This is a genomic window from Sphingobium xanthum, from assembly GCF_019737615.1.
GTDB classification, from domain to species: Bacteria; Pseudomonadota; Alphaproteobacteria; order Sphingomonadales; family Sphingomonadaceae; genus Sphingobium; species Sphingobium xanthum.
Window position 1 is genome coordinate 260005 of record NZ_JAHKKS010000002.1, and the last position, 19286, is coordinate 279290.

At 63.8% G+C, this 19286-nt stretch carries 18 protein-coding genes; all 18 read right to left on the bottom strand.

The window, feature by feature from the left end; genetic code table 11:
* Window positions 1–178: 178 nt before the first annotated feature.
* On the bottom strand, window positions 179–937 hold the full coding sequence (locus tag KM135_RS04415; protein WP_221712760.1) for a glutathione S-transferase family protein: 759 nt from the start codon (window positions 935–937) through the stop codon (window positions 179–181).
* Window positions 938–959: 22 nt separating this feature from the next.
* Window positions 960–1343 (bottom strand): hypothetical protein, encoded by a 384-nt coding sequence (locus KM135_RS04420; RefSeq protein ID WP_221712761.1) that lies wholly within the window; start codon window positions 1341–1343, stop codon window positions 960–962.
* Entirely contained in the window at window positions 1343–2092 is a 750-nt protein-coding gene (locus KM135_RS04425) for an SDR family NAD(P)-dependent oxidoreductase (RefSeq protein WP_221712762.1), read from the bottom strand. Before KM135_RS04425 ends, KM135_RS04420 begins: the two co-directional genes overlap by 1 nt.
* Window positions 2089–2562, bottom strand: a complete 474-nt coding sequence (locus KM135_RS04430; RefSeq protein ID WP_221712763.1) for a protein tyrosine phosphatase family protein — start codon at window positions 2560–2562, stop codon at window positions 2089–2091. The genes KM135_RS04425 and KM135_RS04430 overlap by 4 nt, the downstream gene beginning before the upstream one ends.
* A gap of 333 nt (window positions 2563–2895) precedes the next feature.
* Window positions 2896–3768, bottom strand: coding sequence for an amidohydrolase family protein (locus KM135_RS04435; RefSeq protein ID WP_221712764.1), 873 nt, complete (start codon window positions 3766–3768; stop codon window positions 2896–2898).
* 3 nt (window positions 3769–3771) lie between these two features.
* Window positions 3772–4170, bottom strand: coding sequence for an endonuclease domain-containing protein (locus tag KM135_RS04440; protein WP_246605738.1), 399 nt, complete (start codon window positions 4168–4170; stop codon window positions 3772–3774).
* 52 nt (window positions 4171–4222) lie between these two features.
* Window positions 4223–5737, bottom strand: a complete 1515-nt coding sequence (locus tag KM135_RS04445) for an aldehyde dehydrogenase family protein (RefSeq protein ID WP_246605739.1) — start codon at window positions 5735–5737, stop codon at window positions 4223–4225.
* Between the two features lie 34 nt (window positions 5738–5771).
* Window positions 5772–7889 carry a PQQ-dependent dehydrogenase, methanol/ethanol family gene (locus KM135_RS04450; protein ID WP_221712765.1) on the bottom strand — a complete coding sequence of 706 codons (2118 nt, stop codon included), beginning with the start codon at window positions 7887–7889 and terminating at the stop codon, window positions 5772–5774.
* A 160-nt stretch (window positions 7890–8049) separates the two neighbouring features.
* A complete protein-coding gene (locus KM135_RS04455) occupies window positions 8050–9606 on the bottom strand; it encodes a class I adenylate-forming enzyme family protein (RefSeq protein ID WP_221712766.1) in 1557 nt (518 codons plus the stop codon).
* 28 nt (window positions 9607–9634) lie between these two features.
* Window positions 9635–10819 (bottom strand): cytochrome P450, encoded by a 1185-nt coding sequence (locus KM135_RS04460; protein WP_221712767.1) that lies wholly within the window; start codon window positions 10817–10819, stop codon window positions 9635–9637.
* Window positions 10820–10849: 30 nt separating this feature from the next.
* Window positions 10850–11629 (bottom strand): glutathione S-transferase family protein, encoded by a 780-nt coding sequence (locus tag KM135_RS04465; RefSeq protein WP_221712768.1) that lies wholly within the window; start codon window positions 11627–11629, stop codon window positions 10850–10852.
* Window positions 11629–12402, bottom strand: a complete 774-nt coding sequence (locus KM135_RS04470; protein WP_221712769.1) for a glutathione S-transferase family protein — start codon at window positions 12400–12402, stop codon at window positions 11629–11631. The genes KM135_RS04465 and KM135_RS04470 overlap by 1 nt, the downstream gene beginning before the upstream one ends.
* Window positions 12403–12695: 293 nt before the next feature.
* Window positions 12696–13055, bottom strand: a complete 360-nt coding sequence (locus KM135_RS04475) for a twin-arginine translocation signal domain-containing protein (RefSeq protein ID WP_221712770.1) — start codon at window positions 13053–13055, stop codon at window positions 12696–12698.
* Window positions 13052–13504 (bottom strand): c-type cytochrome, encoded by a 453-nt coding sequence (locus KM135_RS04480; RefSeq protein ID WP_221712771.1) that lies wholly within the window; start codon window positions 13502–13504, stop codon window positions 13052–13054. Before KM135_RS04480 ends, KM135_RS04475 begins: the two co-directional genes overlap by 4 nt.
* The gene (locus KM135_RS04485; RefSeq protein WP_221712772.1) at window positions 13501–15078 is read right to left on the bottom strand and encodes an FAD-binding oxidoreductase; all 1578 of its coding nucleotides are present in this window, start codon (window positions 15076–15078) and stop codon (window positions 13501–13503) included. The genes KM135_RS04480 and KM135_RS04485 overlap by 4 nt, the downstream gene beginning before the upstream one ends.
* 122 nt (window positions 15079–15200) lie before the next feature.
* Window positions 15201–17606 (bottom strand): TonB-dependent receptor, encoded by a 2406-nt coding sequence (locus tag KM135_RS04490; protein WP_221712773.1) that lies wholly within the window; start codon window positions 17604–17606, stop codon window positions 15201–15203.
* 354 nt (window positions 17607–17960) lie between these two features.
* The gene (locus KM135_RS04495) at window positions 17961–18416 is read right to left on the bottom strand and encodes a nuclear transport factor 2 family protein (protein WP_221712774.1); all 456 of its coding nucleotides are present in this window, start codon (window positions 18414–18416) and stop codon (window positions 17961–17963) included.
* 78 nt (window positions 18417–18494) lie between these two features.
* Window positions 18495–19232, bottom strand: a complete 738-nt coding sequence (locus KM135_RS04500; protein ID WP_221712775.1) for a nuclear transport factor 2 family protein — start codon at window positions 19230–19232, stop codon at window positions 18495–18497.
* Between the last annotated feature and the right edge of the window lie 54 nt (window positions 19233–19286).

A 19286-nucleotide genomic window follows, 5' to 3' on the forward strand; every position in this document is an offset into this window, starting at 1 on the left:
TCAATCTATTTTTCTTTCACTGCGCGAAATAGCAAAGGGGGTGCGCGAGACGCAAGGCCAGTGCGATGAAAAGGTGCATTTTTTCGCGGTTTTGCGCGCGATTCCCGATGTTCGTGCGCTCCCGTCCGGTTGCCCGGAACGGAAGCGCCTTTCCATCAGGTGGAATTGGTTGCGATTGTCACCGATCTCCCGACCAGGTGCGCAGGCCCGGCGCGGTGCGGTCCTCGCTCTTAAGCGCCTCCGCGACGGCCGGGCGCGCCTTCACCCGCTCGATCCAGTCGACGAGGCGCGGATAATTCTTCTCGACTTCCATGTCCGGGAACATGCGCGCGACCATGGCGCCGCAATGGCTGAAGAAGTTGATGTCCGCCGTCGTGTACATGTCGCCGGCCAGATGCGCGGTCTCGCCGAGCTGCGCCTCGATCTTCTTCAGCGCATAGACGATCTTGTCCGTGGCGTTGGCGAGGTCCGCCTCCGAGAAGCCGGAGCGCGCGGTCGCCCATTTCTTGCGCTGGTCGGGCAGCGGGATATGCTCCAGCAGCTTCTCGAAATCGCCGCTCTCGATGTTGCGTGCGATGACCCGCACGAGGCGATGCCAGCCATGCATGGAGACATGGTTCATCACATGCTCGTCGATGAACTTGTTCCAGTAGCGCACGCGCGCCTTGCCAACCGGATCGCGCGGCATCAGCGGGATCTCGGGGAAGACGTCCTCCAGATATTCGTTGATGACGGTGGTGTGCGTGATGATCGTGCCGTTGTGATCGAGCACCGGCACCTGACCCTCGGGATTGATCGCCACGAACCAGTCGCTGTGCTGCTCGAACTTGTGCAGGTCGACATAGATGGACTCGTAAGGGAGGCCCTTCTCCTTGAGCGGGATCATGGACTTGAGCGAGTTCGCCAGCGGCTCGGCGTGGTAGTATTTGAGGGTCATTTCTCTCTCCTTTTTGGCGCGACTAAGCAGGCGCGCTGAACCAAAAAAATATCCCGAACGCCGCATCCAAGCCAAACCATGCGAGCGCCACCGCAGTCATGCTGAACAGGATATTCGTTGCCCATACACCCAGAAAATCGGCCAAAAATGTACGAATAGACGCAAAGACAAGCCAACACACGGCACCGAAGCTGATGACAATGGGAAGCGCGAGAAACCAACCCTTGAAAATCAAGAGGCCGTCACGGTCATGGCATCCAGGCCCCGGCTCACAGTCACCCATCACCGAGCCGACAAAAATCGTGAAAGCCATACCCAGCCCAAGAAGGACCGTGAACAGGCAGCCGAATGGCCATGTCGTCGCCAACCGGTTTCGGATTGTCTCGGGAAGCATCGTCAACGCCATCAAACCTCCAGCGTATCCAGCACGCCGCCATCCACCGCCCAGTTCTGCGCGGTCACATGGCTGGCGGCGGGGGACAGGAGGAAGCTCGCGACTTCGGCCAGTTCGTCCGCGCTGCCCATGCGGCGCTGGGGGACGCGCTGGTTGATGCGCGCGGCCTGATCGGGCGGGATGAGATCGAAAGCGGGCGTCTCGATGAAGCCGGGGATGATGCAGTTGCTGCGCACACCATGCGGCGCCATCTCGACCGCGATGGCGCGCGAGAGACCGAGCACGCCATGCTTGGAGGCGACATAGGCCGGGTTCATCGCCATGCCGCGCTTGCTGGCCATCGAGCCGGTGACGAGAATGCTCCCCTCCCCCGCCTCGATCATCGCGGGCAACACGGCCTGCATCGCCCAGAAGACGCTGGTGAGATTGACCGTCAACACCTGCTCGAACAGCGCGCCATCATAGCTGACGGCCGGCGCGAAATTGCCGGCGAGGCCCGCATTGGCGAAGAGGCCATAGGCTGGGCCGAAATGGCCGGCGGCGGCATGCAGTGCGGTCTCGAGCTGGGCGCGATCGCCGACGTCGGCGGCGAAGGCAGCGGCATTGGGGCCGAGCTTGCCGGCTTCCGCGGTCAGCGTCTCGATCCGGCGGGCCAGCATCGAGACCTTCGCGCCGCGCGCCACCAGCATCTGCGCGGTGGCGAGGCCGATGCCGCTGGAGGCCCCGGTGACGATGATGTGGCGGCCGGCGAAATCGGTCATTCAGTCTCTCCTGTCGTGTCGCGCGCGACGAATGCGGCCCACGCGGGGGCATGGGGGATATTGATCGTCTCGGGCGTCCAGACGCGCTCCATCATGGCGCGGGCGTCGGCCTGCTTCATGCCGCGCCGCTCGCAATGGTAGCGATAGAACATGGCGGAGACGCGGAAGTTCGCGATACAATGGACGTGGACCGGGGCGTCGCTGTCCTCGAGCGCGCTGACGAAGGCGTCATAATGGGCGTCGGTCGGCGCATCGAAGGGGATCGGGATATGCGTGTAGCGCAGGCCCGCCTCGGCCATGCGAGTCGCGGCTTCGGGCAGCGCCTCGGGATGCTCGTCCAGCGCCAGATTGATGACATGCCGCACGCCGATTGCCGCGAGACGCGCCGGATCGGCCGGCTGGAGACGGCCGGACGTGGTGATCCGGTCGTCAATGCGCACGAAATTGCGAAGGTCCTCGGGATCGGTCATCGCTCAAGCCTTTGGATTTATTGGGTCTTCTTCCGTAACTTCTCTTTGTTCGTGCATATGCGCCATGGTTTGACATTAAATTCATTTAATTCAGTACTTTAGATATAATATTCTTAGCATGGGTGTGAGGTTGTAGGACAGCTTTGTCTGCGAATTGCCGTTCGTCCTGATTTTGTCGAGCGGTAGGTGGCCGAAGGCCAATGGTTATTTTTGTTCACGCGGAGACGCGGAGGCGCGGAGGAGGTTGGGCCTTTCTTTCGGCATTCTCCGCGTCTCCGCGTCTCCGCGTGAAAAATAGTGTCTTCGACACGTTCAAAGCGAACGGCGCAGCGCTCACCCAAGCCCCAACACGCGCACGGCATTGTCCTTGAGGATCAGCGGGAGCACGTCCTCCTTGAAGCCGACTTCCTGCGCCGCCGCGACCCACTTCTCCGGGGTGATCAGCGGGAAGTCGCTGCCGAACATCATCTTATGCTTCAGCTGCGTATTGGCGTACTGGATGATCTGCTTGGGGAAATATTTGGGGCTCCAGCCGGACAGGTCGATGAAGACATTGTCCTTGTGCAGCGCCATCGAGAGGCTCTCGTCGGTCCATGGCCAGCTGGGGTGCGCGAGGATGAACTTCATGTCCGGAAAGTCGGACGCGGCATCGTCGACCAGCATGGGCTGACCATATTTGAGGCGAATGCCCCCGCCCCCGCGCATGCCGGTACCCATGCCCGAATGGCCGGTGTGGAAGATGGCCGGGAGCCTGTACTCGGCGATCACCTCGTAGATCGGATAGCCGGTCCGGTCGGACGGATGGATGCCCTGGATGAGGTGGTGGAATTTGAAGCCCTTCACCCCGTAATTCTCGATGAGATCGCGCGCCTCGCGGGCGCCCATCTTGCCCTTGTGCGGATCGATCGAGGCGAAGGGGATGACGATGTCGCTATGCTCGGCGGCCAGCTCGGCAATCTCGTAGTTCGAGACGCGCTTGGCGCCGACCGCGCTCTCGCAGTCCACGGTGAACAGGCAGAAGGCGATCTCGCGCTGGCGGTAGAAGTCGATGATCTCGGGGATCTTCGGGCGCTCGCGGGGGGATTTGAAATAGGCGGACGCGGCGTCGAAGAACCGGGCCATGACCGGGTCTTCCGGATCGTGGCACGAGACCTCGGCGTGGACGTGGACGTCGATGGCTTTCACTTTGGTGGGGTCGATGGGCATTCGTTATTCCGTTTCTAGCCCCTCCCCTTCAGGGGAGGGGTTGGGGTGGGGCCAGCGCTCCGGTGCGTCTGTGCAGCTGTTGAGAATTGTCTGCAAGACCGCCTCCAGCTCGTTAGCCACCTGAAGGTTGGTGAACCGCAGGGTTCGATAATTTTGCGCGTTCAAGGCTTCGTCGCGCTGTGCGTCCTTCTCCGGATCGTGGGTGTCGCCGTCCACCTCAATGATCAGGTTCTTGGCGGGGCAAAAGAAGTCCACGATGCGGTTGTCGATGACGTGCTGTCGGCGGAACTTGAAGCCTGCGAGCTTTGAGCCGCTGAGGTGACGCCATAGGATGACTTCGAATGGGGTTGTTTCATGGCGCATTTGCTTGGCCCGGCCAAGTAGCTTGGGACTTTGCGCCATGTTGCTCCCCACCCCAACCCCTCCCCTGAAGGGGAGGGGCTAGGTTTCTTCATCAGAGCTGGATGATCACCGACTTGAGCTCGGTATAGGCTTCGACGCCCTGCCTGCCCTGCTCTCTTCCCAGGCCGCTTTCCTTGAAGCCGCCGAAGGGGAGTGCCGGGTCGATCATCGCGTGACAATTGCCCCAGATGGTGCCGGCCTTCAGCTTCGCGGCCAACTTGTGCATGGCCGAGAGGTCCTTGGTCCAGATGCCGGCGGCGAGGCCGAAGCTGGTGTCGTTGGCCTGGCGGGCGACCTCGTCCAGATCGTCGAAGCGCTGGGCGACGACGACGGGCCCGAAGATCTCCTCGCGCACGACGCGCATGTCCGGCTTCACGTCGACGAGGACGGTCGGGTTCACATAATAGCCGCCTTCGCTCTCCGGTGTGTCACCGCCGATCGCGACCGAGGCACCGGCCTTCTTGCCGTCCTCGATATAGCCCATGACGCGGGCGAGTTGCTCGTCGCTGACCAGCGGGCCCATATGGCCGGCGGGATCGAGGCTGGCGCGCGGCTGCCAGAAACTGGACGCCTCGACGAAATTCTCCAGCACGCTGTCGAACACGCTCTTGTGCGCATAGAGGCGCGAGCCGGCGACGCAGACCTGGCCCGAGTTGAAGAAGATCGCCTGCGCGGTGCCGGGGCCGGCGACCTTGGGATCGACATCCGGCAGGACGATGACCGGCGACTTGCCGCCCAGCTCCAGGGTGACGCGCTTGAGGCTGTCGGTTGCGGTGCGGTTGATCACCTTGCCGATCTCGGTCGAGCCGGTGAAGGCCACCTTGTCGACATCCGGGTGACGCACGAGACGATCGCCCGCGGTGTGGCCATTGCCGGTGATGATGTTGACGACGCCTGCGGGGATGCCGGCCATCTGGATGAAATCGGCGAGGCGCAGTGCGGTGAGCGAGGTCTGCTCGGCGGGCTTGAGGATCACCGTGCAGCCGGCGGCGAGCGCGGGGCTGATCTTGAGCACGGCCATGAGCAGAGGGAAGTTCCACGGCACGATCTGCGCGGCGACGCCGATCGGCTCGCGGCGCACATAGCTGTGGAAGAGACCGCGCGGCGTGGCGGAGGGCTCGATCATCTCGCCGCCGAGCTTGGTCGCCCAGCCGGCCATATAATGGATCATGCTGATCGCGCCGGGCACGTCGATCGCGCCGGCCATGCCCTTGGGCTTGCCGTTGTCGATGGCTTCCAGTTCGGCCAGCTCGTCGGCATGGGCCTCGAGAATGTCGGCCAGCTTGTGCATGATCTGCTCGCGCACGATCGGCGGCAGATCGGACCAGCGGCCGTCATCGAAGGCACGGCGGGCGGCGGCGACGGCCTTGTCGACATCTGCATCGGTCGCATCGACGAAGCGGCTGATCTCCTTGCCGGACGAGGGATCGACCACGCCGAGCGTTGCGCCGCCGGTGGACTCGACCCACTCGCCATCGATGAACAAGGCAGGCTTGCGGGCCAGCGCCTTCTTGGCAGCGTCCGAATAGGGGAACTGCTCCAACTTCACGTTCGTCATCTGGTTCATGTCTCTCTCCAATCATGAACAGGGGTGTGTCAGGTCATTTCTTCGCAGCAGCGTCGATCAGCGCCTTATCCTCGTGCGCCCGGTTTACGACATAGGCGCGGAGGGAGTCGATGTCCGATCGCGACATGATCTTCGACCAGCCGACCATGCCGTTCTGCGCGAGGGCGCCGTCATGGACGATGCGCTGCCAGGTCTCGGCGTCGCCCAGCACGGCGGAATGGCGCAAATCAGGGAGGACGCCGCCCGAGACTGCCGCATCGCCATGGCAGACGCCGCAATAGGTCGAGAAGATGCGCTGCCCCGTGGCGATCTGCGCCGGTGTACCGAACTTGGCGGGCGGATTGAGCGGCGGCTCGACGGCAGCGACGGCCTGCGGCAGCGCGGCCTTGCCGCCGAGCTTGAAGACGAGCAGCCGGCTGACGTTGCGCACCGGGCCGGACTTGAGCGAGATCAGCCCCGGCGAGAGCGCATAGGAGCCGCCCCAGCCGGCGAGGATCGCGACATATTGCTCGCCGCCGACGCTATAGGTGACGGGCGAGGCGATGACGCCGGTCTGCGCGGGGAAGGACCAGAGCGATTTGCCGTCCTTCGCCGCATAAGCGATGAACTGGCCCGAGGCCGTGCCCTGGAAGAGCAGGCCCCCGGCGGTCGCGAGCAGGCCGCCATTCCACGGGCCCTTATAAGCGACGCGCCAGCGCTCCTTCTGCGCGACCGGATCCCAGGCGATGAGCGCGCCGGTCGTGCCGGCCAGTGCCGCCTCGCGTACCTTGGGATCGGGCGGCATCGAGCCGGCGGCGAAGTCGGCGCCGGTGTTGAAGCCCATGGGCGAGACCTTGTAGTCCTTCGCGGCCAGCGGAATGTACGGGAAGCTGGCGAGCTGCGCCGGGATGAAGACGAGCTTCTGCGCCGGATCATAAGCCATGGGATGCCAGCTATGCGCGCCGCCGGGGCCGGGCGTGCCGGTGAAGGGTTTGCCGGTCTTGTCGTAGCGCGCCTCCGGATTTTCGATCGGACGGCCGGTCCTGGGATCGACGCCGGTGGCCCAGTTGACGGGCACGAAATTCTTCGCCGAGATGAACTGGCCGTTGGTGCGGTCGATCACATAGAAGAAGCCGTTCTTGGGCGCGTGCATGAGCACCTTGCGCGGCTTGCCGTCGATGTCGAGGTCGGCGAGCATGATGTGCTGCGTGGCGGTATAGTCCCAGGTCTCGCCGGGCGTTTCCTGGAAGTGCCAGGCATAGTCTCCGGTCTTCGCCTTGATCGCTACGACCGAGGAGAGATAGAGATTGTCGCCGCCGCCGGGCGAGCGCAGCGCCTGGTTCCACGGCGAGCCGTTGCCGACGCCGATGTAGAGCAGATCGAGCGCGGGGTCATAGGCCATGCTGTCCCAGACGGTGCCGCCGCCGCCGATCTTCCAGTATTCGCCCTTCCAGCTGGCCTCGGCTTTCCTGAGATACTCGGCCTCGTTCTTTCCGGGCGCATCGGGCACGGTATAGAAGCGCCAGAGCTGCTTGCCGGTGTCTGCGGCATAGGCGGTCACATAGCCGCGCACGCCATATTCGCCGCCGCCATTGCCGATGATGACCATGTTGTTGATGACGCGGGGCGCGCCGGTGATCGTGTAGTTCTGGCTCTGATCTACCGTGACGACGGACCACAGCTCCTTGCCGGTGGCGCGATCCAGTGCGACGAGGCGCCCATCGAGCGTGCCGAGGAACAGCTTGTCGCCCCACGCGCCGAGGCCGCGATTGACGACGTCGCAGCAGGCCTTGACCGCCGTCTCGCCCGGCACCTTGGGATCATATTCCCAGATGAGCTTGCCGGTCGCTGCGTCATAGGCCTTGGCCTTGGACCAGGCGGTGGAGATGTAGATCTTGCCGTCGATGACGAGCGGCGTCGCTTCCTGCCCGCGATTGGTGTCGAGATCGGCATACCAGGCGAGGCCGAGCTGGCCGGCATTGTCCGTATTGATCCGGGTCAGCGGGGAGAAGCGCTGCTCGTTATAGGTGCGGCCGTAGGAGAGCCATTCCCCGTCCGTGCCGTGCGCGATCGCCGCGCCGTCGACCGTGCCGCTCGGGTTGGTGCTCGCGCTGTTGCAGCCCGCAAGCAGCGCCAGCGGAGCGAGCACCGCCCCCGTCAGAAATGCCTTCATCGATCCCCTTCCCTCTTCACCTTCTTTAGCCCCTCTCCTTTAGGTTCAGCAGAGGCACGTGACTCTGCTGAAGGGTTGGGGTGGGGATGGAGCTACGCGCTGATCGCTGCGCGACACCCACCCCCTGCCCCTCCCTTGAAAGGGAGGGGTTTTTGCATGGCTAGTTCACCATGCGCGTCTTGTTTCCCCAATATGGCTGGCGAAGGGCCTTTTTGTCCATCTTGCCCGCAGCGGTGCGCGGGATGGCCTCGACGAACTCGACGCTCTTGGGCGCCTGGACGCTGCCGACGCGCGCCTTGGCGTGGGCGATAATGGTGGCTTCGTCGATCTCGCCGCTGCGCACGACGACGGCGTGGACCTGCTCGCCCCATTTCTCGTGGGGTACACCAATGATCGCCGCCTCGGCCACGGCATCCAGCTCCATGATCGCGCCCTCGACCTCGGCCGAATAGACGTTGAACCCGCCGGAGACGACCATGTCCTTCTTGCGGTCGACGATGTAATAATAACCGTGCTCGTCCCGCCGGCCGACGTCGCCGGTGTGATGCCAGCCGTGCAGGCGCGCTTCGGCCGTCGCCTCGGGCATCTCGAAATAGCCGCCGCCGACAATGCCGCCGCGCGCGACGATCTCGCCGACTTCACCGGTGGGGAGGATGTTGCCGTCATCGTCCATCAGCTCGACGCGGACAGAGTAGCTCGCCTTGCCGCAGCTCGCGAGGCGTTCCGGGTGGTCGCCGCGCGCGGCCGCCGCGACCTCGTGCGGTGGAAGCCAGGTGGCGATCATGTGGCACTCGGTCTGGCCATAGCTCTGGCACATGCATTCGCCGAAGATCTCGACGGCCTGACGCAGCTTGTCCGGCGAGACCGGAGAGCCGGCGAGCAGGAAATAGCGCAGGCTCGAATAGTCGTAGTCGCGCACATTGGGGTGCTGGAGCATCGCGTAGAGCGCAGTCGGCGGGAGGAACATGTGCGTGACGCGGTGGTCCTGAATCGTGCGCATCACCGCCTCGGCATCGAAGCCGGGCAGTACCGAGATGGTCGCGCCCATGGCGACGGCGGCCATGGCGACAGGGCCGGCTGCGTGGGTAAGCGGCGCAGTGGCGAGGCAGACGGGGTTCTCGGCCGGCATTAGATTGCCGATCGTCTCCATGAGCGCGCCCCAGCTACGGTTCATGATGCGCACGCCCTTGGCCGGGCCGGTGGTGCCGCCGGTCGCGATGATCGCGGTCAGTTCGTCCGGATCGCCGACAGGATCGCCGAGGTCTGGCGCGTCCGGCGCGTCCTGCGGCGCCATGAAGGCATCGAGCGACGGGTTCTCGCCATCGGGCACATCGAGGCAGATGAGCTTACGGATGCTCGGCACTTCGGCCTGCACGCGGCGGGCATCGGCGGCGAGGCTCGAATGGTAGAACAGCCAGCCGGCGCGGACGTAGTTCAGATAAGCGATATTCGCATCGAGCGCGTTGCGCGTGTTGACCGGGATCCAGACCGCGCCGGCCCGCCACAGGCCGAGCAGCGCGGTGAGGATCGTGCCGTGATTGGGCGACATGATCGCCACCGGCTCCTGATGCGTGAGGCCCGCCCCGTGCATCGCCACGGCAAGGCGGTGCGTGAGGCGATGCATCTGCGCATAGCTGTACCGCGCGTCATCGGAGATCAGGATGGGCCGCTCCGGATGGAGCTGCGCCATCTTGTCGAAATAGTCGATGGAACGCACGTGTCTTGTCTCCTGTAAATCTGGCTGCTCAGTCCCAGCGCAGCGGCAAGCGTTCGAGCCCGTTGACGATGCCGGTCATCACGACCGGCGGATCGTCGGGATCGGTCCGGAAATCGGGGATGCGCGGCAGCCATTCCTCGAGGAAGATGCGCAACTCGCTGAGCGCGAGCGGCGCACCGGCGCAGTGATGGACACCCGCGGAAAAGCCGAGATGCGCATGGGCATTCTTGCGCGTCAGATCGACCGTGCAGGGATTGTCGAATTCGAGCGGGTCCAGCGCATGCAGGCAGGCGGAGACGAGGATGGCGTCGCCCTTGCGCAGCGACGCGCCCTCGAACTCCATGTCGCGCGTCACGATGCGCGCAATGTTCGGGATGGCATAGCGCCGCATCAGCTCATGGATGGCCTTGGGGATGCGCTCCGGCTCGGTGCGCAGCAGTGCGCGGTCAGCCGGATTCTCGGCGAGGTGCAGGGCGAACCAGGCAAGCGTGGTCGCGACCGTGTCCAGCCCGCCGCCGAGCAGCGTCGTCGCGAGACCGACTGCCTCGCTGCGGTTCATCCGGCGGCCGCCAATATCCTCCTGCAGACTCACGCTCAGCGGATCGTCGCCGGGATTGGCCATGCGATCGTCCACGAGGGCGTCGATATAGGCGCCCATATATGCGCGGCCCCACTCCCGATGCGCTTCGTCCTTCGGCCGGATGCCGGCATTGACCGCTTCGAGCAGTTCGAGGCGATCGTCCATCGGCAGGTTCATCATCTTGAGCCAGATGATGATCGGCAATTGCTGGCCAAACTCCGAGACGAACTCGCATCCGCCACGCGGCTGGAACGCCTCGATCAACTCGATCGCGAGGTTGCGCGCCTCGGTCGCCATGATCTTGACCGGCGCGGGCAGGAACGTCCCCCGGATCGCGCGGCGCATGGCCGTATGCTCGGGCGGGTCATATTCGAGCGGCACCGTGCGCGGGCGGTCCACGCGCGGAATGAAGACCGATTCCGAGGAGAAGCGGTCCGGATCGGTCAGCACTTCCTTGCTGGCCTTGCCGGTGGTGACGATCCAGTGCCCGCCATTATGCGGGCTCCACACGACCGGCGGCTTGCCTTGCAACCCGGCGGTGAAGGCCGTGAACGGATCCAGCCCTTCGACACCGGGCCGGTAGAAGTTGAAATCGACCACCAGATCGGCTGGAACCTCGCGCGCGGTATTCATGGTACGATCTCTCCGATGCCAGACCTCATTTCAGCCCCAGCGATTGATCTCGGGGCCGGGCGCGAAGCTGCCGACAGGATCGGCCGAGCGCGCCAATTCCGCAGCCCGCACGACGCTCGGGCGGCCAGCGACGCGCGCCAGCCAGACGGCAAGGCGCGGCTTGTCCTCAAACGCTGCGGGAAGCAGCGCGCGCATCGGCGCGAGCCAGGCATAGCTTTCGAGATCGGCAAGGCTGAACTCGCCCATGATCCACTGGCGATCGGCCAGACGGTCGTCGATCTTCTTCGCGGCCTCATGCACGCGCGCTTCGCTGGCGGCGCGATGATCGTCCGACAGGATGCCGGCGCGGGTCTGCGCCCAGCGCGCCCGCAGGTCGTCCGCCTCGATGGGGGCGATCCTGGCCGCGAAGCTGGCATCGTCGAGCGCGGCAAGCCGCGGCGTCGTCCAGGCGAGGTTGGCGAGCGCGGCCGCGCCGGGCGCGAGGCGCTCGATCATCCAGCGGCACCAGGCCATCATTTCCCAGCGGGCATAGGGGTCGGTCGGGCGCAGGCCGCATTCGGGCGCGAGATCGTCGAACAGGCAGCCGATGAACACGCTGTCGACCAGCGCCTCGCCATCGACGACGAGCACCGGGCCTTCGCCCTCCACGCTGTAATTCGCCTCGAAGCCGAGCGGGATTGCGCCGCCATGACGCTCGGCAAGACCTAGATCGATGCGGACCAGATCGGTCTCCAGCCCGCTCTCGAACAGCGCAGCGAGGACCGTGAGCGACGGGCCGACCGGCTCGCCATGATAAAGAGTCATCGTCATCAGGCTGCCTCCTCGATGAGCGGAAGGATGCGTTCGGCAAAGCGCGGCACGCGGCTGTAGGTCCAGGTTTCGCGGACCGCCGGGCGGCGGGCGACGGCCCTGAGCCAGCGCATCAGATTGGGCGTCTTCTCGTCGTTGACGTCGTCGGGCTGCATCGAGGGCAGGCCATAGGCGCTGTTGAAGAGATTGATGTCGGCCAGCGTATATTGGCTCGAGCCGAGATATTCGCGCTTCGCCAGCGCTTCTTCCAGCTTGCCGATGCCGAAATCGACGCGGCGCCTGGACTCGGCCAGTTCCTCCTCGCTGAACAGACCGTAGATCGCCTTGCGCCAGGCGATGCGGCGCTCGGGCAGCGGGATACGCTCGATCGCGGCTTTCAGCTCCTCGGGATCGCGCTCGCGCACTTGCGGGCCGATGAAGAGGCTCCAGCCGATCATGCTGAAGGAAGGGCACAGCCACTGATCGAGGAACTTCATCCACCAGCGCACGCGCCAGCGATCGACCGCGTCCTCCGGCATCATTGCCGGGCCGGGGAAAGCCTCCTCGACATATTCCATCATCGCGGTGGATTCGTTGAGCAAGCGACCGCCATGCGTCATGGCCGGGATCGTGCCCATCGGGTTGATCGCCAGATACTCCGGCTTGTGCTGATCGAAAGCGAGCAGATCGATATAGTGGCTGTTGAAGGACAGGCCCTTCTCCACCATCGTCAGCATGGGCTTGCCCGAATTGGCATTGGGCTCCCAGTGATAGAGCGTGACATCACTCGTCATGGCCGTCTGGGCTGACGCCCCCTCCTCTCGACTCCGGCGCGACGGCGAAGCCACGCGCACTGCTGCTCACGCCATAGGCATGGATCTGCCTGCGGACATCGTCAACTTCCCTGCGTTGCATGGGGTGGAAGGGAGCTTTCCATTCCTACTTATTAGCCCCTCCCCTTCAGGGGAGGAGTTGGGGTGGGGCAGCAACGAAGCGGCATCGCGACGCGCGAAAGTCTGAGAACGCGCTATTGCGCGTCACCCACCCCTTCCCCCTCCCTTGAAAGGGAGGGGCTTATCAGGTTGTGTCAGGCCATCGTCCAGGCGATGAGATCATGCGCGCGGTCGTGGTTTTCGGAAGCGACACGCAGGCCGCGCTCCTCCAGCCATTGGCGCGCGGAGACATAATCGTTCCAGCTGGTAAGACCCGCGACCGGCGCCTTGCGCTGCGCCGTGCGGATCACCGACCAGCTCGCGGCCGAGGCGAGATCGACCTGCCTTTTGCCCGGCTGCGTGCGCGCGAAGGCGAGGCTGGCGGGCTTGCGGCTGTCATAGACGACGAGGACGGGGGCCTTGCGCCCCTGCCCCGCCATTCTGTGGATGCCGACCGCGCCCGCCGCACCGATCAGCGCGACGCCGCCGAGGACTTGCCGCCGCGAGACGCTCACTTGCCCTTCCCCAGATAGGCGGCGATCTTCTCCAGCTCCGCATCGGTCACATCGACGCGGGTCTGGCGCGGCATGGCTGCCTTGCCCATGCGCGCGACGGACTTGACGTAGTCCGCGGTCAGATCGTCGCGGTTGGTGAGCAGGCCCATGCTCGGCGGGCGGCCCATCGCCACCTGCTGCTTGGTGATGAGGTTGGTGCCCATGCCCCAATCGAGATGGCAGGTGCCGCAGCGATTGGAGAAGAGGTCCTTGCCGTCCATCGTGGTGTGGAGGCGATCGCCCTCGACCATCTGCGCACGCGTCTGATGCGGCGGCGGTGGCGGTGGTCCGCCGGCCGGAGGACCGCCCTGCGCGGCCGCCTCGTTCTTACTATCCGAGACCTTGCAACCGGCAACCGCCAGCGCGGCGACGAGGGCGAACGCGACGCCCAATGCCTGCGCGCGGCTCATGCGAGATTCTTCCCGCGCTGGGCGGCATAGGCGGTAGGCCAGATGCCGTTCTTGCCGGGGGAGAGAATACCGTTCGGGTCGAGCGCGTCCTTCACCTTTTCGGTCATCCGGCGCATCGAATGATCCTGGAAATTGAACGTGTCCGCGATAGCGTCCATCCAGCCGAGATGGGTGCGATATTCGGCAAGGCCATTGGCCGCCGCATCGGCGATCAGGGCGTTGAACAGCTTCTTGGTGCGTTCCACGTCCTCCGGCTTGTCGCGATCATACATCAGCATGTTCACATTGTTGCAGAAGCGGCCGCCGATGGTGAAGCTCGCATAGAAATCGACATCATGCGCATCGATGATCTTGCGGCTGCGGTGCATCTGATCGAGCACCTGCTTGCCGGTGGCGGGCACGACGGGCGAGAAGCCCATATGCGCGCTGCGGCCGCCCACCCAGTCGCCCATCTGGAGCGGCACCGCCGAGGGCACGCCGAGCGTCGTATCCATGACATGGGTCGGATCGCCCTGGCGCCACCATTTCTCCTGCGGCGCGGGATCATGATGCTTCTTGAAGGCGGCCTTCACGACCTCCGCCTGCGCCTTCACGATGCCCTCATTGCCATAGAGGCGCAGCGCCACCTGCCAGTATCCGAGCTTGTGCTCCTTCAGCAGCTCCTGCACGCGGCTCTCGGGGATGGCGCCGGGCTTTTCCCAGAAGTCCTTGCGCTGGCCCTTGATGACCATCTTGCCGAGCCAGCTGGGGATGAAGATCGACTGCTCGACAATGCCCGCGATCTTGAGCGGCGCGAGCGTGTCGATGACCCAGCCGATATCATCGGCATTGGGGATGTCGTAGATCAGCTCCAGCGAGGTCTCCGGCTCGGGCATGATCCACATGCCGGCCTTGGTGACGACACCGAGATTGGACTGGGAGAACATATGATCCCAGGTCGGGCCGTAGCCGAACGGGAAAAGATGCCAGGCCTGGTTCTTCTCCATCGCGCCGAGGCCGGTGCGGATCAGATCGCCATTACCGAGCACGACTTCCATGCCGCACAGATTCTTCGCGTGGACGCCATAAGGCGTGTAGCCGATGCCATGATCCAGCGCATTGCCGAGCACGGAGCCCCAGCCATTGCCGGGCACCGACATCATCAGCGGCAGCTTGTCGCGCTGGATGCGCTCGTAAAGATCGAGGAAACCGACGCCGGGCTCGATCACGCAATAGCCGAGCGTGGGATCGAGCTCGAGGATCTTGTCCATGCGGCCGAGATCGAGCACTATCGAGCCGGGCATGCGCGGCGCGGCGGTGCCGTAGCCGAGGTTCTTGCCGCGTGCGACCGTCCAGAGCGGAAGCTTGTGCTCGTTGGCGATGCGGACGATCGCCTGCACTTCCTCGACTGTCTGCGGCGCAACGGCGCCGGACGCCCCCCAGAGCGTTTCGGGACCGGGTGCATAGATGTCGGCATAGGCATCGCGATCCTCGTCCGTCGTCATGACCCAGCCGGCGCCGACCGCGCCCTGCAAGGCCTTGACGGCGGCATCGAACGTCTGCGGTGACATGCCGGGCGGCAATGTTAGCTGCATATTCTCTCTCTCCTCAGAGCCACTCGGACTCTGTCAACGTGACTAGCGCACGGCCCGGGCGCTGCCAACAGAAAGGCGGCCACCATCCGGTGACCGCCTTCCCCCCTCTCCCACGCTTGCGATCAGAACTTCTTCTTGACCGTGATGGCCCATTCCCGCGGACGACCGGGCTGTCCGCTCAGGGCACCCGCGCCGACGCCGGTGAGATCGAACTTGTTCAGGAAATAATATTTGTCGAACAAGTTGGTCACTTCGAGGCCGATCGTCAGGTCGTCAGCGGCATTGGCCCAGGTGATCCGCGCGTTTGCCAGCGTATAGCCCGGAATCTGCCCAAAGATGGCGGAAGGCGACCCCGCCGCAGCGCGCAGATTGTTGCCGGGCAGCGCCTGCTGGCGTGTCACATCGACACGCGGCGTGACGGAACCGTTGTCACCCAGATCAGCCTTGTACTGGGCGCCGATCGCCCATTTCCAGCCCTCCAGCGGATCGGTCAGCAGACCGATCACTGTCGGATCGGACGAACAGGGGCCATCCGCCTGACCGACGACCGCCGGGTTCACGCACTTCCACTTCCAGTCGAGATATGAGGCCGAACCGTCGATCGTCATGCCGTCGATCGGCGTCGCGCTGAACTCGATCTCCACGCCCTTCTGCTCGGCGTTGCCGGCATTCTGCGGCAGCGCGCAGGGGCCGGGACCGCCGAATTGCGGGCAGGAGAGCAAGGTGAGCTGCGCGTCCTTGAAGTCGTTGAAGAAGCCGACGATGTTCAGCCGAAGGCGCCGATCGAACAGGTCGGTCTTGATACCGGCCTCATAGGTGGTGACCGTCTCGGGATTGAACCCTCGGGCCTGCGCAGGATTGAACGGACGCGGCCCGACGCCACCGCCCTTGAACCCCGTCGAGACCGTCGCGTAGGCGAGGATCTCTGGCGAGAAGCGGTAATCGACTGACACGCGATAGTCCGTGCGCGTCCCGTCATAGACGGCCTTCACGCCGTTAAGCGCGCCAAGAAACGGATTTATCGTCACGCCGTCCGGGTTCAGACGGCGGAAGGTATAATCCTTGTGCTCGTCGGTATAGCGGCCGCCGACCGTCAGCGTGAGCGCGTCGAGCGGCTTGACGATGATCGTGCCGAACACCGCCTTGGAGTCGGTGTTGACAGGATCGTTACCGATGAATTGCAGCGGGATCGGCGCGTAGCGGAGATCCTGCAGCGTCCAATAGGTTGTCCGCTCATCCGAATAATAGCCGCCAACGGTCACGTCGATCATGTCGTTGACCTTGGCGTTGAGCCGCAGCTCCTGGCTCACGAACCAGTGATCGAGATCGTTGAGGCCAAACCCGGTCGCGGCAGGCGACAAGTCGCCATCCACGGAGAACTGGCTGGTCCATTCCCGATAGGCGCTGATCGAGGTGACGTTGATGGAGTCACTCAGATCCACCGTAAGATTGCCTGCGACGCCCCAGCTTTCGTAACGCGAACGCGGATCACCGTCGATCGCCAGCAGGGGATAGCCCGTTGCAACGGGGCCCTGGAAGGGACCGGCATAGCTGTTATAAACGGCATAGTTGCAGCGTGGGCCACAGATGAAGCGACTGTCGAAGGGCGTGCCGTTCTCGGTCGCGACGGCCGGGCTCGGATTATTGGCATAGAGCAACACTTCCGCGCCCTGATTCCGCACGTCCTTCACATAGTCCGCAGAGATCATCAGCTCCACGGAGTTGCTCGGGACGAAACGGAGAATGCCGCGCAACGCGCGATAGCCGACATCGCCATGCGTGCCCCTGACGCAACTCGATCCGCTCTGCGCGACAGGGAGGCCGCCAGTGGGATGAGCGCAATCGAAGTCGATATTCTGGACGTACCCGTCCTGGTCCGAAAAGGCGCCGGAAATCCGGGCAAACAAGGTGCTGGCGAGTTCGAAATCGGCGCTTGCACGCAGGTTCAGGCGGTTACGGCTGCCGTAAGTCGCCGACGCATAACCACCGCCATCGCCAGTGGGCTTGCGCGAGAAGAACTTGATCGCGCCACCCTCGGCATTTCGCCCCGTGAGCGTGCCCTGCGGGCCACGCAGCACTTCCACGCGCTCCACGTCGAGCAGGTCGAAGTTGGCGCCGGTCAAGCGCGGATAATAGACATCGTCAATGTAGAGGCCGACACCCGGCTCCATCGCGGGGTTGAAATCGCCCTGGCCAAGGCCGCGGATGCTCGCCGAAATGGATGGGCCGAAAGCCGCCGTCGCCGGCAGAAGCTGAACGCTCGGCGCCTGCTTCACCACGTCCGACAGGTTGCTCTGACTGCGCTGCTCCATCATTGCTGCGTTCACCGCAGTGATCGCGAGCGGCGTATCCTGCAGCCGCTGTTCGCGGAATTGCGCCGTGACGATGATGTCCCCCGTCGCCTCTTCCTCGGCGGTCTGTGGCGCATCGCCCTGTTGTGCAAAAGCAGGCGAGATATGGACGAACGAGATAACGGACATCGATGCCGCGCACAGCAGTGCGCGGCCGGAAAAGCTCTTTGGCTTCATATGAGTAGGCTCCCTCTCCTAATTTTCGGCGTTATTTATCGTTGTTCTATTTTGTTCTATTTTGCGACGACCCGTCAAACCGGACACCCCGTTCCGAGCAAGGCGATCGTCGCGCCGAGATATGCATCGGTATCCGGACAAGATCAACGTAACGATCAAAAAAGTGCCATTATCAGCAGTTTTATTTCAAGAACTGTGGGGCAAATGCATCAATCCCTACTGCTGTAGCTATGACGGCTCGAACAGATTTGCGCATTATGGCGCATCAACATGGACTTATGCGGCGAGACATCCATGCTGTCCCGAGCAGTCGGGAGACAAGTCCCCCATGTGTCACGCATGCTTTGGCGGACGTCAGAACATCGGATGCGGATTGGCGGATTTCTCGGGAACCGCCTGGATGACATCCCAGTGCTCGACGATCCTGCAATCCTTCACGCGGAACATGTCGACCGCGGCGAAGCCGCGCGTGCCGGGCTGCATGACCGAATGATAATGGACGGCGACATGGGTCTCGTCGCCGAAGATGCGCTTGATGTCGACCTTGAGGCCGGGATTGGCATCGAACACCGGGCCGAGATGTCTCAGCGCCGCGGCGCGCCCATCCTCGGCCATGGGGTTATGCTGGGTATAGTCCTCGGCAACATAGGTGAGGAACGCCTCGCGCCATTTCTTCTCGATGAAGAAGAGCTGGCTGAATTTGGTGACGATCTCGACCGCGGTCATCCCGCATTTGGCGTCGGCAGCGTGGGCGGGTACGGTCGTGGCAGACAAAGCGAGTGCCACCACCCCAAAGCCCAGTCTCTTCATCGCTCCCCTCCCCTACAGACCCGTTCGCCCTGAACTTGCCTTGGCAGGCGCTCAGGGCGAACGGTGTTTTATTGTGGCTTACCCGACCGGACCCAACCGGCCCTTCTTGGTCATCATCGGCGTGAAGTTCTCGACCAGGAATGCCTTGCCGAGCACCGGATGCGCGAAGCTCATCGGCACTTCGTAGCGATGCGGCCAGGTCTGGCGGACTTCCTTGTCGGGCAGGATGCGGTCCGGGCCATCCGGGTTCTCGGGATAGCAGACGACGGCCGGCTGGAGGTGCGCGATGGTGTGCGCCCAGCCTGTTTCATAATCGCCCTGCCACTGCATCATATAGTCGAGGCGCTTGATCTTCCAGACGCCGTCTTCCTTGACATAGTCATTCTCGTAGATGCCGGACTCCCAGAATTGCTGCGGCACTTCATTGGGCTTGTCCTTCAGCACATCGTCATGCCAGCCACCCGCGAGGATGCCGCGGAAGCGGCCCTTGGCGGTCTGGCCGCCCTCGCCGATCGTGATGACGTCCTGAAGCTGGAAATGATCGAGCAGCAGACCGTGGATCGGACCGCGCTGGCCGCCGGTGAACAGGTTCTGGAACCAGGTGCCGTAGAGGCGCATCACACCCTCGTAACCGACATATTCGCCAGAGAGGAAAACGACCACGCCGTCCTTGGCGAAGAGGCCGGCGACCTCCTCCGGACGGTTATAGTCGATATAATAGCCATAGGCCCATTGGAGCCGCCGAATTGCGTTGATATCCTCCAGTTCCTGGACCTTCTTTTCCAGGTCAGCCAGGCGGGTTTCCACGTCAGACATGTTCGACTCCTCTCTCCAAAGTTGTATGAGTCGCTAACAAAGCAGACCCGCTGA